The organism is Pseudoalteromonas sp. P1-8 (assembly GCF_001399985.1).
In the GTDB taxonomy this organism is placed as follows: domain Bacteria; phylum Pseudomonadota; class Gammaproteobacteria; order Enterobacterales; family Alteromonadaceae; genus Pseudoalteromonas.
The window spans coordinates 30267-43947 of sequence record NZ_LJSO01000002.1 but is presented as its reverse complement, the minus strand read 5'-3'; the positions used below and the strand labels follow the sequence as shown (position 1 = coordinate 43947).

The following is a 13681-nucleotide window of genomic DNA, read 5'->3' as shown; positions in this document are numbered from 1 at the left end:
AGGGGATTATCTCAGTAATTGCTTGGGTATTTCAAGTCAATTAGCATAAAAAGCTAGATAACGAGCAATTAAACATGCTAATTGCTCGTTGCTTAAGAAAAAATCACTTAATCGATTTGAATTTTTGGTGTTACAAAGATTAACAGCTCTTTCTTCTCGTTAAATTCACTCGTACTTTTGAACAATACGCCTAAGTAAGGAATATCGCCTAACAGAGGTACTTTCTTAGTTGAGTTAACGATTTGCTGTTGGAAGATACCACCAAGCACCACAGTTTGGCCGTTTTCTACTAATACCTGAGTTTGAATTTCTTGGGTATTAATTGCTACAGCAGAACCTGTTGGTGTTTGTACTGTATCACCACGCGTGTCTTGCGTGATAACGAGATCTAAAATCACTTTGTTATCAGGGGTGATATGTGGCGTTACTTCTAAGCTCAATACTGCTTTTTTGAAGGTTACTGTCGTTGCACCACTTGATGCTGCTTCAACGTAAGGGATCTCAGTACCTTGCTCAATACGGGCTTTTTGTTGGTTAGCCGTCGTAATACGAGGACTTGCGATAATCTCACCACGGTTTTCTTCTTCAAGAGCACTTAGCTCTAAATCTAATATAGTGCCGTTAGCTAATTTAGCTACTTGAACACCAATACTACCCGCAGGGCTAGAAACCGGTAAGTTAACATTTAAGCGGTCAGAAATACTTGGGATATTATCGTAAGAGCCAGCACCAAACATACCACCAGCGCCCTCTAATGTGCCAGAGATAGCACCGTCGCTTCCTACATCGCTGATACCCCAGCGCACACCTAAGTCTTCTTGCACATTATCATTCACTGTTACCATACGTGATTCAATCACCACTTGCTTAACAGGAATATCTAAAGTTTCCACCATACGGCGCACGCTTTCGATGCTTTTCGCTGTATCTTTGATAAGTAAGGTATTAGTACGTTTATCAACAGACACACTGCCTCGCGCAGAAATAATGCTGTTGGTGTCTGTTTTCAATAAGTCAGCAAACTCTTCTGCTTTAGCATAGTTAAGGCGGATATATTCACTGTAAAGTGGCTCTAAATCCTCAACTTGCTGTTTTGCCTTAAGCTCTTTTGCTTCACGTGCGGCAAGTTCTTCTGATGGTGCAACCATCAAAATAGTACCGTCCATGCGCTTATCAAGACCTTTAATTTTAAGCACAACATCAAGTGCCTGATCCCAAGGAACTCCATCTAAACGCAATGTGATATTACCTGTAACTGAGTCACTGGTTACTAAGTTAAACTCGTTATAGCCTGCAATAATCTGTAACACAGAGCGAATTGGAATATCTTGGAAATTAAGGCTCATTGGGCGACCTTGATATTCAATACCGCCTTCGAGGTAGGCACGCTGTGTATCATCTTTTTCAACAGTTAGCGTAAAGATATTTTCAATTTGTTGGTGAGTAAACTTAAACGCTGCATTTGGCTCAACCACAATGCGCGTCATATTACCTTCTTTGAAGGTTTCGATGTTACTTACAACCGTACCAAAATCCATCACATCTAATTGATACAATAAGTCGTCTAAAATATCAGTGTGGTGGAACTCAGCAATAATTTTGCCGCCACTCTCATGAACATCAATTGCTGCTTGCGTATCTTGTAAAAAAACTAACAGGCGAGCTTCGCCTTTCTCACCACGGCGAAAATCAATCGACTGTACTGTATTAATAAAGTTGCTAGACGCTGTCAGTCCATCCGCTGAATCATCCGTTGCGATTGGGTTATCTGAAACATGCAAAGTAACGATATTGTCTTTCGCCATTGTTTTATAAATTTTTAGCTTATCTAACGTTACAACAACTTTTAAACCGTCTGCGGTCAAGGTGCTGGTTACATGCTGGATACCTGCTTGGTTAACTGGCACATCACGCACTTCATTATCAACACCAACATTGCTGAAAAGCATTTCAATACGAGCTGGGGCGTTATATACCTGAACTTTTGGTTCAAATGTTAGCGCTTCATCAAATACTAGCTGTAATTGTGTTTCGCCTTTCATTAGCGGGTTATAACGTACGTCATACAGTAAAGGGGCAGCGATTGCTGTCTGCGTCAAAATTAAGGCTAATGCAGCTAACATGAATTTATGCATGTGTTTTAACCAAGCCATTCCTTTATGCATCTTCTTTTTACCTTTCATAAGATTAACTTGCACCATTTGTTTCCGCCTCTAACATTTCTAGCTTAGTCAGGCGCTCTTTCCAACAACCAGCCCCATCCGGGATTAATTCTAATAATTCTATATAATTGTCGTGCACTTGTTTAATTTCACCGTGATACAAACCAATATAATTACCTACAGTAACTCGATAAAGCGTATCGTCTGCAGCTTTTATCAGTGCCCACGTATTACCAACACGGCCAATAGTTCCTTGCATAACAAGGTTATCTAGCGGGTACTTTTCAAGTGGTTGACGAACACGATCAGGATCTGGGTGTAAGCAGTTTTTAACTTGCACTAAATTGCTCTGAATAATTTCCGGTTTAGGCGCCACAAATGGACTACGTAATTTTCCGGCATTATAAGCAAAGTGCTCGAACTTAGTGATCTCAGGAATCGGCTCAACTTTAGGTGTTGTACTTGCTTTAACCTGATCAATAAACTCTTTTTGTTCTGAAGTATCATCATTACACGCGCTAAGTACAAGTGTCATCGCAATAATTAAGGGAAGCTTTTTCATTTTTTAGTGCCCCCTTCATAACGATAAGTCTTAGCAACAACACTAAAAGTGAGTTCATTATTGCCGAGAGTTTGAATAGTAAAGTCATGCAAACTTACAATTCGCGGTAACTGAGCAACTTTACCAACAAATTCACCAAATTCATGGTACGTCCCGACGACTTCTATTTTAATTGGCAGCTCTGTATAAAACTCTTTTTCAACTTCAGGTAACCAGCCAATTTTCAAAAACGTCAAACCACTAGTAGTACCAACGTAAGATAAGTCATCTAACAAACCAGGTGTCTCGTTTGAGGTTGGTAAGCGTTTTAAAAGCTGCGAGAACTTATCTTCCATCTCAACCATTTGCTGGCGATAAATCTCTAAATTACTTGCAATAGCATATTTTGCTTTGTATGTTTGGCGTAGCTCGGTTTCTTTGGCTACGGCACTGTGATAACTGGCGATTTCGTCAGAAACTAATAAGCTGTAACTAAAGTATAAAACCAGCGCAGCCACAAACGCACAGCACAGAGCTTTAACAGCAATAGGCCAATCGCCCATGTTTTCAAGCTCAATTTCATTCCAATCTATGTCTGTTAACGCTTTGATATCAAGGTTCATTGCGTGCCTCACCTATCTGATCAAATGGTTTAACGTAAAAATCCATATTAAAGTCACTCAATAATCTTGAGGTTTGTTCACCTGCGACAATACCTTGCATAATAGGTCGTTCTAATAAATATGAGCTCTGAACTTGACGCAGCATGGTAGATAAACGGTTATTTGATTCACTGCGGCCAATTACATGAATGCGGTCATCACGACGTTCAAGTTTCGTTAAATAAACCCCAGCAGGAACAATCTTGGCGACTTCATCCATGATTTGTGTACCTAGGTTACGGTTACTTTGTAGCTCTTCGATTAGACGCATACGCTGTTGTAAGTTTTCTTTTTTCTTATCAAGTTCGTTAATTTCACGGATACGTTGGTTCAATAAAGCTATTTCTGTATTCAAAAAGTTATTTTTTACATTTTGCCCATCGCGTAATCCGCCATAAAAAGAGCTTAGTAAATACATACTTAAGAAGCTAACGACAACAACGCCGAATAACACAGTAACGAACTTATTTTGTGAGTCTTTTCTTTGTTGTTCGCGCCAAGGCAGCAGATTTATATGTGGCATGATGAAAAGCTCCTTAATGCCAATCCTGTGGCTATCGCAAATTGAGTGCGGTGACGCTGCAACATATTGCGATCAATCTTTGGCGAAATTTCAATGTTAGCAAATGGCTCTGCAACAACAGTGTGAATGCCTAGCTCTTCAATTAGGAGCCTATCTAAGCCTTCGATCATAGCAGTGCCGCCAGTCAGGACAATGTAATCAACTTGATCTTTACCACTGGTTGTTAAGAACATCTGCACTGCACGACGAACTTGTTGCAATAATGAAGTTTGGAATGGGGCTAAAACTTCGAAGGTATAATTTGGTGGTAAGTCACCCGTTGTTTTACCAATTTCAGCTTCATCAAAGCTTTTGTTGTAATACGCAACAATGCTATTGGTATACTGGTCGCCACCAAATACTTGGTCACGGGTGTAAATTGTTTCACCTTCTTGTACAACGCTAACAAGCATCAGCACAGCACCAATATCAACCACAGCGACACATTTATTGTATGCATCACTAGGTAATTGTTGATAATACACATCCATTGCTCTACTTAGCGCATAAGTTTCTACATCGACAACCGCAGCTTTTAAGTTGGCTGTTTCAAGAGCACCAACTCGCGCTTGCACACTTTCAGTTCGCGCAGCAGAGAGAAGAACATTCACTTTACTTGGATCAGCTTCATTGATGGCAAGTTTTTCAAAATCGATATTTACTTCATCAAGTGGATATGGGATTAAACTATCAGCTTCGATGGCAATTTGTGACTCTAATTCAGCATCTGTTAATGATACATCCATAAAAATCACTTTCGTAATTACAGTTTGACCTGAAACAGCTACTGCTGCGGTTTGCACTGATTTAGGAATTTTTCTTTTTAGTTTAGCGATAACATTACCTATCGCTTCTATGTCTTGAATAGAACGCTCAGACATAGCGCCTTTAGGCATAGGTTCAATAGCTAACGCTTCAAGCCGCAAACCTGCGTCTGTCTCTTGCAACAACACTGCTTTTATACAGTGCGATCCGATGTCGATTCCTACCATCATAGATGAAGGCTTTTTAAATAGCTGACTTAGCATGTTTGCAACTTGGCCTTTGTTTTAATAATAAACAAGTTATAATTTTTATCTGAAAAAATATTATTCATTTTTTAATCAATATATACTAGCAGTCTCCGATTCTAATTGGGAGTCCATTTAGGGAAAATATAAGTGATTTTATTAAAGCGAACTTTACAATTTATTATCATCTGCTCATTTTTAGGACTAATCACTTTAGTTGGTCTATACTATTACGTTAAACCTGATATTCCTAGCGTACAGGTTCTAAAAGACGTTCAATTACAGACACCTATGCAGGTATTCTCACGTGATGGATTATTGATTAACCAATTCGGTGAAAAACGCCGCATTCCCGTTACAATAGATCAAATCCCCCAACCGTTAATCGATGCAATTTTAGCAACAGAAGATAACCGTTTTTACGAGCATATTGGTATCGATCCAATTGGTATCGTCCGTTCAGCCATTGTACTCATATCTACAGGCGAAAAGAAACAAGGCGCAAGTACTATAACCATGCAGCTTGCCCGTAACTTCTTCTTAACTAGAGAAAAAGCATACATTCGTAAGGTCAAAGAGATCTTCATCGCTTTACATATTGAAAGTATATTAAGTAAAGACGAAATCCTCGAATTATATTTAAATAAAATTGAATTAGGTAACCGCGCTTTTGGTATTGGTGCAGCAGCACAAGTTTACTACGGCAAAGACCTCAATGAGCTTACTTTAGCGCAAATGGCGATGATCGCTGGTTTACCTAAGGCTCCTTCAGCCCTTAACCCTATTCGCAACCCTGTACGCGCAAAGGCTCGTCGCAACGTTGTACTAGGCCGTATGTATACCGAAAAGTATATTACACAGAGTGAATACGAAGAGGCTATCAATGCGCCAATTACAGCTAAATTCCATGGTGCAGAAATTGAAGTGTACGCCCCTTATATCTCTGAGATGGTGCGTGCTGAAATGGTTGAACGCTATGGTCATGAGCGTGCTTACAATACTGGTTTTAAAGTTTACACCAGTGTTGATTCAAATATTCAGCAAGCTGCACAAGATGCCATTGTTGATAATCTACACGCTTACGACATGCGTCATGGCTACCGTGGTGCGACGGCTCAGTTATGGGACAGTGAAAACGAAAGTCCACTTAGCCAAGAAGAGATCTTATCTAAATTAAAAGATGTCAAAGAGTTTGGCCCACTATTAGCTGGTGTTGTAACTAATGTCGCTGAGCAATCAATTGATGTGCTATTAAAAAGCGGCGAACAAGTGAAGGTTGAGTGGGATGGTCTAAAATGGGCACGCAAATATATTACCCGTTACCGTCAAAGTTTCGCACCAAAAACGGCTACTGAAATTTTATCAGCGGGAGCGCAAATTTGGCTGCGTAAAAATGCAGATGAAAGCTACATCCTTAGCCAAGTACCAGAAGCATCGAGCGCACTTGTTTCACTTGACCCACAAGATGGTCGTATTAAAGCCATTGTCGGTGGTTATAGCTTTGAACAAAGCCAATACAATCGCGCAGTTCAAGCAAAACGCCAGGTTGGTTCAAACATCAAGCCATTTATTTATTCAGCAGCACTTGAAAACGGCTACACACTCGCTTCAATTCTTAACGATGCACCAATTAATCAATGGGATAAAAGCCAAGGTGTAGCATGGCGCCCTAAGAATAGCCCGGCGGTTTATAATGGCCCTATCCGAATACGCCGTGCACTCGCTCAATCTAAAAACGTAATTTCTGTCCGTTTACTACGTGGTGTAGGTCTTGAACGTACAGCAGATCACTTACTTAAGTTTGGTTTTTTAAATAGTGATATTAATCGTAGCGAGTCATTGGCCCTGGGTAGTGCCTCAATCACTCCTCTTGAACTAGCTCGCGGAATGAGTACTTTCGCCAATGGCGGCCACTTAATTACCCCTTACTTTATTTCTGAAATTCAGGATTCTGCTGGTAATGTGTTATTCAAAACAGAGCCAGAACTTGCCTGTGATGAACCTGAGCAGGTTGTTACACCAGAGTTTGCATCATTAGATGATAATCAATTGGATCAGGCACAAAGTGTGAGCACTCCGCGTTGTGCTCCGCGTATCATTTCAAAGCAAAATGCATTCTTAATTTCGCAAGCTATGCACAGCGCAATTTGGGGTGGTGGTAGCTGGACTCACAAAACCGGCTGGAGTGGTACAGGCTGGCGTGCACAAGCACTTGATCGTCGCGATTTAGCAGGAAAAACAGGTACTACCAATGACTCGGTTGATACATGGTTCAGTGGCTTTAACCGCAATGTGATGACCTCGGTATGGGTTGGTTTTGATAACCCTGGAAAAGCCCTTGGCCGCTCGACCTACAATAGTAACCTTGATAAGTCACAAATATCTGGTGCAGAATCGGGTGCAAAAACCGCACAACCTGCATGGGTCGACTTTATGCGTGCAGCTCTTGATGGCATGCCAGAAGCACCTATTGAGTTTCCTGAAGGTTTGGTATCGGTTCGTATCGACTTAGCAACAGGTCTTTTAAGCCATAAGAATGACTATACCAGTCGTTTTGAATACTTCATTAAAGGCACAGCACCAACCAAGTACGTACTTGATCAACCAACAGACGTATTTGAAGAAAAGCTCAGCACAGAGGAAGAGTTGTTTTAAATAAGTGAATTGCTATTTTGAAACAATAAAAAAGCGCCCTTGGGGCGCTTTTTGCTTAGCTATTTAAACTAAGATCAGCAAAATTATTTTAGGTTATTTACCAGCCAATATAGGTCTGAGTGCACCCCAGCGGCAGTGACTTCTTTACCCGCTCCAGGGCCTTGGATCACTAATGCATTGTCTGTATACCACTGTGAATTGATCACAAAGATGTTATCGCCCGGTTTAAGGCTTGCTAATACATCATCTTTGCCAACATTAACTAAATCAACTTGCGCCTGAACCTTGCCATCAACGAGTGTGATAGCACCGGTGTAGCGCACCACTTTGTCTTCTGCCGCAGCTTGCGCTGCTTTTTCTGTCATAAATTCATCGAGCAGCTGTTTGTTTGCAAGAAAATCTTGCCAGCTTCCTGCTGCAAGCTGTTCAGGCATCAGAGGTGTTAAAGCAATGTCATCTAGCTCTAAATCTAGGCCTAAGTCACGCGCTAAAATTAGTAGTTTACGCTGCATATCTCGGCCAGATAAGTCTTCACGAGGATCTGGCTCTGTATAGCCCATTTGCTGAGCTTGAAGCACTAAATCTGAAAACGGCACGCTACCATCGTAACTGCTACATAACCACGATAAAGTACCCGAGAATACCCCTTCAATACGGTTAATACTGTCACCGCTATTTTGTAAATCAGCTAAAGCAAAGTTAATCGGTAAACCTGCGCCTACACTGGTGTTGTAGCGCCATAGTAGATTTCGCTCAGCTAAATTAGTACGTAAGTTTTGATACCAACTATGCGCGGCAGTACCCGCATATTTGTTTGCACTGATCAAATGACAGTTAAGCTCTACAAAATCAGGATACAACTGACTAAAAGCCTCACTGGCAGTGATATCAATCACTACTTTGTGCTCATAATCTAGCTCATTGATACGTGCTAATAACTCAGCTTTATCGTAGCTTTGCGCTTCATTGTGCCACTGCTCTTGCCATGTTTCGGTATTTAAACCACTGGCACTAAAAAGCATTTGTTTAGAGCGTAAAAGAGCTACTACTTTTACTTTGTACTGAGCAGATAAACGAGCAAACTGAGCTTGTAGTTGCGATAAGAATACTTCGCCTACATTACCAAGGCCAGCAACAATAATAGCCAACTCTTGACCTTTGTTTACCAGCTTGTCATGTAGAAGGGTTAAAACATCACTATCAATTGCCTGATCGTTTAAGATCAACACATAGTTATCGTCTTGTTGTACAAAACGAGGATGAATACTTTGCTCTTTTAAAAGCGCTGTTGCTTGCTCTGTCAGCGCAATTACATCAGCTGTTGGTGCAACCACTGCACAACCACTTAAATTAGACTCGACAATATTGGCACGGCCCGCTAAATGGCTGACAACTTGGTGAGTACTTTGACCAGGTACTAACAAGTAAGTATCGCCATCTTTAGTAAAGTGGTGCAGGCTGTGTTGAATTAACTGACTAAGCTCACCGACTTCACCACTGCTTAGTTTATCAACCCTTAATAAATCGATGTTATCTAAGGTAGTAATAAAACGCTTTGCTTTACTATAACCCTCTTTTACTACCTCGGTTGGCGTTGCATCACAATCAAAGCTACTTCTTACCACCAATTTAATTTCTGTGTCTTTTAACGGCGACAAGGTTTTTGCATGCAATACTGGGTTACCTAAACGCGCTAATAGGTTAGCTTGGTCGCGGCATACCTTGGCGTACTTAACCGCATTTTTAACTTTACGGGGGTCAGTACTAAATACCCCTTGTGTGTCTGTCCATATAGACACTTGCTTGGCAAAAGTATAACTCGCTAACAAGGTGGCACTGTAATCACTGCCATTACGGCCTAATGTCACCGTATTACCTTGGCAATCTGCTGCTATAAAACCCGTTACTACGTTGATATGTGTTCTGCTAATCGCATCACTGCACTGCTGTTGGTTTTTTTGATGTAAAAGCTGACCATCATTTAGAGTAAATAACTGCCTTGCATCAACATCTTGCGCATCAACACCTAACTGATTTAGGTAAGCGGCCAATAACCGCGCCGACCACACTTCACCATGAGCAAGTAAAGGTGCTTCAAGTAGCTGCTGTTGACTAATTAATTCATTTAATACGGCAAGTTCATCTTTTAACTGTGCCAAGGCCTGTTGTTTATTCTGACCTATAAGTAACTGCTCAATTAAAGCCCGTTGATTATTATCAATAAGCAATAGAATATCGCTAACAGCTTGACTATCTTGCTGCTGGTAACTTTGCCAAAGCTTTACCAGGGTATCGGTTGTTTTACCCGATGCCGACACAACCACGCAATCGCCCTGCTCTGTATTAGCAAGAACAATGTTCGCTACCGCATGATAACGATCTGCCGAGCTTAAGCTTGAGCCACCAAATTTATGAACAATATTTACCATTTCTTCTACCACAATGCCGTATGTGCTGGCGTTAACTTAAATGACGCGTTTTGCTGTGTATCTTGCTGTGTTAGCTTAGCTTCAGCTTTTTTAACTTGTTGGCCTTGACCTGGTTTTACTAAATTGAAAACACGGTCTAAATCTGCAATGAGATCTTTTACGTCTTCAATACCTACAGAAATACGGATCAGCGTATCGCCTACACCGGCTTCAAGGCGCGCTTTAGGCTCCATACCTGCGTGGGTCATTGTTGCAGGGTGACAAATCAAGCTTTCTACCCCACCTAGCGACTCAGCAAGGCTAAAGTCTTTTAGGCTTGTTAAAAACGCTGCTGCATCGTTGATATCGCCTTTAATATCAAAGCTCACCATGCCACCAAAGCCACGTTGCTGTGCTTTAGCAAGCTCATGTTGTGGGTGAGAAGCAAGGCCTGGGTAATAAACTTGGCTTACATAAGGTGAGCTTTCTAAATACTCAGCAATGGCAAAGGCATTTTCTTGGTGCTGCTTTAGGCGTACATTTAAAGTACGTAAACCACGAAGCGTTAAGTAGCTGTCAAATGGTGCACCAGTAATACCGATATTATTCGCCCACCAAGCAAGCTCGTCGCCTAGCTCTTGCGTTGCAGCAATCACTGCACCGCCCACTACATCAGAGTGACCATTGATGTATTTAGTTGTTGAGTGCACAACAATATCAACACCAAACTCAATTGGGTTTTGTAATGCAGGTGATAAGAAGGTGTTGTCAGCCGCAACCAAAGCACCACACTGCTTAGCAATACTAGTAATTGCTTTAATATCTGTTAAACGCAAGATTGGGTTACTTGGCGTTTCAATCCAAATCAACTTGGGTTTAATCGCTAAAATTTCTTGGAGATTTTCAGTTTTAGTTAAATCCAAAACTTTTAGTTTTAACAGGCCACGTTTTTCAAGCGAGGTGAATAAACGGTAACTACCGCCATAACAGTCATGTGGGATCACTAACGTATCGTCACTGTTTAATAGCTGAGTGGCTAAATGCACTGCAGACATACCTGTTGCAGTTATAATACCTCTAGCACCACCTTCAAGCTCTGCTAAGGTTTCAGCTAAGATATCGCGATTTGGATTACCGCTGCGACCATAGTCATACTGGCGCTTAGTATCAAAATCAGCAAACGAATAGGTGGTTGATAAGTAAATTGGTGGTACAACCGCACCATGATGTTTATCGGCTTCGATGCCGTGACGAACAGCAATCGTCGCTTTATTTTTTTCGCTCATTTCATCACCTACTCTTAAATTGGATGTTTAGACGTCTAAAAGGTTAGATGATCAAATATGAGAAGTCAAAGCATTTATGGCTTACACATAGAAGTTTATACACTTACACCACTAGATGGCTAAATAACTAGTATTTGACTATCTTTTTTAAAGAGATAGAATTTCCGCATCTTGCGCTGTGAATAAGGCGTAAATCACTGACAACCGAGGCAACGAAACAACTTATGGCTAAATGGAACGGTGAATACATTCACCCATATGCAGAACACGGTAAAAAATCAGAACAAGTAAAAAAGATTACCGTATCGATCCCACTCAACGTATTAAAAGTATTAACTGACGAGCGTACACGCCGCCAGATCAATAACCTGCGTCATGCGACGAACAGTGAGTTATTGTGTGAAGCTTTCTTACATGCTTTTACAGGTCAACCATTACCAAATGATGACGACCTACGTAAAGACAACCCTGAAAAGGTACCTGAAGAAGTTAAAAAAATTATGCAAGAAATGGGATTAGATATCCCAGTGCTTGATTCAGAATAAGTATTTCGGCCATCGGATCACCGCCGATAATCGCAGATATAAAAAAACTCAGCCTAGGCTGAGTTTTTTATTGCGCGATATACCTAATAGCTAATTAAGCTTAACGCATGTAATCTTCTGGCATGTCGATTTGCGCCACGCCCGACTCTACTGCTGCTTCAGCAACAGCACGTGCAATACGTGGTAATAAACGCGGGTCCATTGGCTTAGGAATGATGTACTCAGCACCAAACTCAAGTGACTCAACACCAGCCGCTTTTAATACTTCACTTGGTACAGGCTCTTTCGCGATACCACGAATCGCGTGAACTGCAGCAATTTTCATTTCATCATTAATTGCCGTTGCACGAACATCTAACGCACCACGGAAAATAAATGGGAAACAAAGCACGTTATTTACTTGGTTAGGGAAATCTGAACGACCCGTTGCCATAATTAAATCGTTACGCGCACTGTGTGCAACTTCTGGAGCAATCTCAGGATCTGGGTTTGAGCATGCAAACACGACTGGCTTATCAGCCATCAGCTTAAGATCATCTGCTGTTAACAGGTTAGGACCTGATACACCAACGAATACGTCAGCATCAGCAATAACATCTTGTAATGTACGCTTATCGGTATTGTTAGCAAATAATTGCTTATACTCGTTTAAGTCATCACGACGTGTATGGATCACACCTTTACGGTCAAGCATATAAATGTGTTCACGTAGTGCGCCACACTTAATTAAAAGCTCCATACAAGCCACAGCAGCAGCACCGGCACCTAAACATACGATGATGGCATCTTCGATGTCTTTACCTTGCACTTCAAGGGCGTTAAGCATACCAGCAGCAGTTACAATAGCTGTACCATGTTGGTCATCGTGGAAAACTGGAATATCACAGCGCTCGATAAGTGCTTTTTCGATTTCAAAACACTCAGGCGCTTTAATATCTTCAAGGTTGATACCACCAAACGTATCAGCGATGTTAGCAACCGTATTAATGAAATCTTCTGTTGTGCGATGTTTAACTTCAATATCAATTGAGTCAAGGCCAGCAAAACGTTTGAATAGTAACGCTTTACCTTCCATTACAGGTTTTGATGCAAGCGGACCTAAGTTACCTAAACCTAAAATTGCGGTACCGTTTGAAATAACCGCAACCATGTTACCTTTGCCTGTATATTTATAGGCATTTGCTGGATCAGCAGCAATTTCACGGACTGGTTCAGCCACACCTGGGCTATAAGCTAAAGCGAGATCGTTAACCGTTTCGGCTGGCTTGGTTAGTTCAACACTAATTTTACCTGGAACGGGGTGAGCGTGGTAATGTAATGCTTGTTCACGAAAATCTGACATAACGCGATAGTATCCTGCAAAAAGTTAAAAAGTGAGAGAGCTTGCATCAGTACGATACCTGTAATGTATAAAAATTCCAAGTATTATCAGGTCTATCCTGTTATATGCTATATCGCTTAATTTTAAAGGATTTCCCAACAATTTCTGCGCATAGTTGCGATTAATCAGACATAAAAATTCACCTATTTATGACCTTTTAAGCACGTGTTTTTGTATTTTATACGCACGTACACTGCAATTAGCCGAAGTTAGCCCAAAATATCCATTTCAACGAAGTTCACAGCATTTACTCACAAAGTTATTTAAATTTATTATTTTTAATAACTTTTATGAAAGTTTATACAAACAAGAATATAGCCAAGGGGTGGCACTTTGTCTGCAAAATTAGCGACATAATGGGCATAACAGCCAGAAATAGTTATGCAAGATACATAAGTGAAGATGATAAGTAGTGGCAGCGTTATACCAATTCGCTTAATTAAGTGATCTATTTTGAGGCAATAAAACC

The 13681-nt window shown here is 40.9% G+C and carries 10 protein-coding genes; 2 read left to right on the top strand and 8 right to left on the bottom strand.

The annotated features are described in order from the left end of the window. Positions 1–107: 107 nt before the first annotated feature. From AN213_RS03760 to AN213_RS03740, 5 genes are read right to left on the bottom strand one after another with little or no spacing between them, the layout of a single operon-like run. A complete protein-coding gene (locus tag AN213_RS03760) occupies positions 108–2201 on the bottom strand; it encodes a type IV pilus secretin PilQ (RefSeq protein WP_082401713.1) in 2094 nt (697 codons plus the stop codon). Further along, positions 2188–2724 carry a pilus assembly protein PilP gene (locus AN213_RS03755; RefSeq protein ID WP_054563337.1) on the bottom strand — a complete coding sequence of 179 codons (537 nt, stop codon included), beginning with the start codon at positions 2722–2724 and terminating at the stop codon, positions 2188–2190. Before AN213_RS03755 ends, AN213_RS03760 begins: the two co-directional genes overlap by 14 nt. Beyond that, positions 2721–3326, bottom strand: coding sequence for a type 4a pilus biogenesis protein PilO (locus AN213_RS03750; RefSeq protein WP_054563336.1), 606 nt, complete (start codon positions 3324–3326; stop codon positions 2721–2723). The genes AN213_RS03755 and AN213_RS03750 overlap by 4 nt, the downstream gene beginning before the upstream one ends. Beyond that, positions 3316–3888, bottom strand: coding sequence for a PilN domain-containing protein (locus AN213_RS03745; RefSeq protein ID WP_055197505.1), 573 nt, complete (start codon positions 3886–3888; stop codon positions 3316–3318). The genes AN213_RS03750 and AN213_RS03745 overlap by 11 nt, the downstream gene beginning before the upstream one ends. Continuing rightward, positions 3876–4955: a pilus assembly protein PilM gene (locus AN213_RS03740; RefSeq protein WP_054563334.1), complete on the bottom strand. Its 1080-nt coding sequence runs from the start codon at positions 4953–4955 to the stop codon at positions 3876–3878. Before AN213_RS03740 ends, AN213_RS03745 begins: the two co-directional genes overlap by 13 nt. A 132-nt stretch (positions 4956–5087) precedes the next feature. Between AN213_RS03740 and AN213_RS03735 the strand changes: the two genes are divergently transcribed. Then, on the top strand, positions 5088–7592 hold the full coding sequence (locus AN213_RS03735) for a penicillin-binding protein 1A (RefSeq protein ID WP_055197503.1): 2505 nt from the start codon (positions 5088–5090) through the stop codon (positions 7590–7592). 83 nt (positions 7593–7675) lie between these two features. Here the strand turns inward: AN213_RS03735 and metL are convergent, their stop codons facing one another. Together metL and metB are read right to left on the bottom strand one after the other, a co-directional pair. After that, positions 7676–10021: a bifunctional aspartate kinase/homoserine dehydrogenase II gene (metL, locus tag AN213_RS03730; protein ID WP_055197500.1), complete on the bottom strand. Its 2346-nt coding sequence runs from the start codon at positions 10019–10021 to the stop codon at positions 7676–7678. 5 nt (positions 10022–10026) lie between these two features. Further along, positions 10027–11286 carry a cystathionine gamma-synthase gene (gene metB / locus AN213_RS03725; protein ID WP_055197497.1) on the bottom strand — a complete coding sequence of 420 codons (1260 nt, stop codon included), beginning with the start codon at positions 11284–11286 and terminating at the stop codon, positions 10027–10029. A 224-nt stretch (positions 11287–11510) separates the two neighbouring features. On the opposite strand from metB, the gene metJ reads away from it, so the two are divergent. After that, positions 11511–11831: a met regulon transcriptional regulator MetJ gene (gene metJ, locus AN213_RS03720; protein ID WP_054563330.1), complete on the top strand. Its 321-nt coding sequence runs from the start codon at positions 11511–11513 to the stop codon at positions 11829–11831. Between the two features lie 100 nt (positions 11832–11931). Here metJ and AN213_RS03715 read toward each other — a convergent pair whose 3' ends face one another. After that, positions 11932–13173 (bottom strand): malic enzyme-like NAD(P)-binding protein, encoded by a 1242-nt coding sequence (locus AN213_RS03715; protein ID WP_054552813.1) that lies wholly within the window; start codon positions 13171–13173, stop codon positions 11932–11934. Between the last annotated feature and the right edge of the window lie 508 nt (positions 13174–13681).

Coding starts and splice junctions, on each gene's coding strand:
- metJ (WP_054563330.1), top strand. CDS start 11,511: ATGGCTAAATGGAACGGTGAATACATTCACCCATATGCAGAACACGGT.
- AN213_RS03750 (WP_054563336.1), bottom strand. CDS start 3,326: ATGAACCTTGATATCAAAGCGTTAACAGACATAGATTGGAATGAAATT.
- AN213_RS03760 (WP_082401713.1), bottom strand. CDS start 2,201: ATGGTGCAAGTTAATCTTATGAAAGGTAAAAAGAAGATGCATAAAGGA.
- AN213_RS03745 (WP_055197505.1), bottom strand. CDS start 3,888: ATGCCACATATAAATCTGCTGCCTTGGCGCGAACAACAAAGAAAAGAC.
- AN213_RS03740 (WP_054563334.1), bottom strand. CDS start 4,955: ATGCTAAGTCAGCTATTTAAAAAGCCTTCATCTATGATGGTAGGAATC.
- AN213_RS03715 (WP_054552813.1), bottom strand. CDS start 13,173: ATGTCAGATTTTCGTGAACAAGCATTACATTACCACGCTCACCCCGTT.
- metL (WP_055197500.1), bottom strand. CDS start 10,021: ATGGTAAATATTGTTCATAAATTTGGTGGCTCAAGCTTAAGCTCGGCA.
- metB (WP_055197497.1), bottom strand. CDS start 11,286: ATGAGCGAAAAAAATAAAGCGACGATTGCTGTTCGTCACGGCATCGAA.
- AN213_RS03755 (WP_054563337.1), bottom strand. CDS start 2,724: ATGAAAAAGCTTCCCTTAATTATTGCGATGACACTTGTACTTAGCGCG.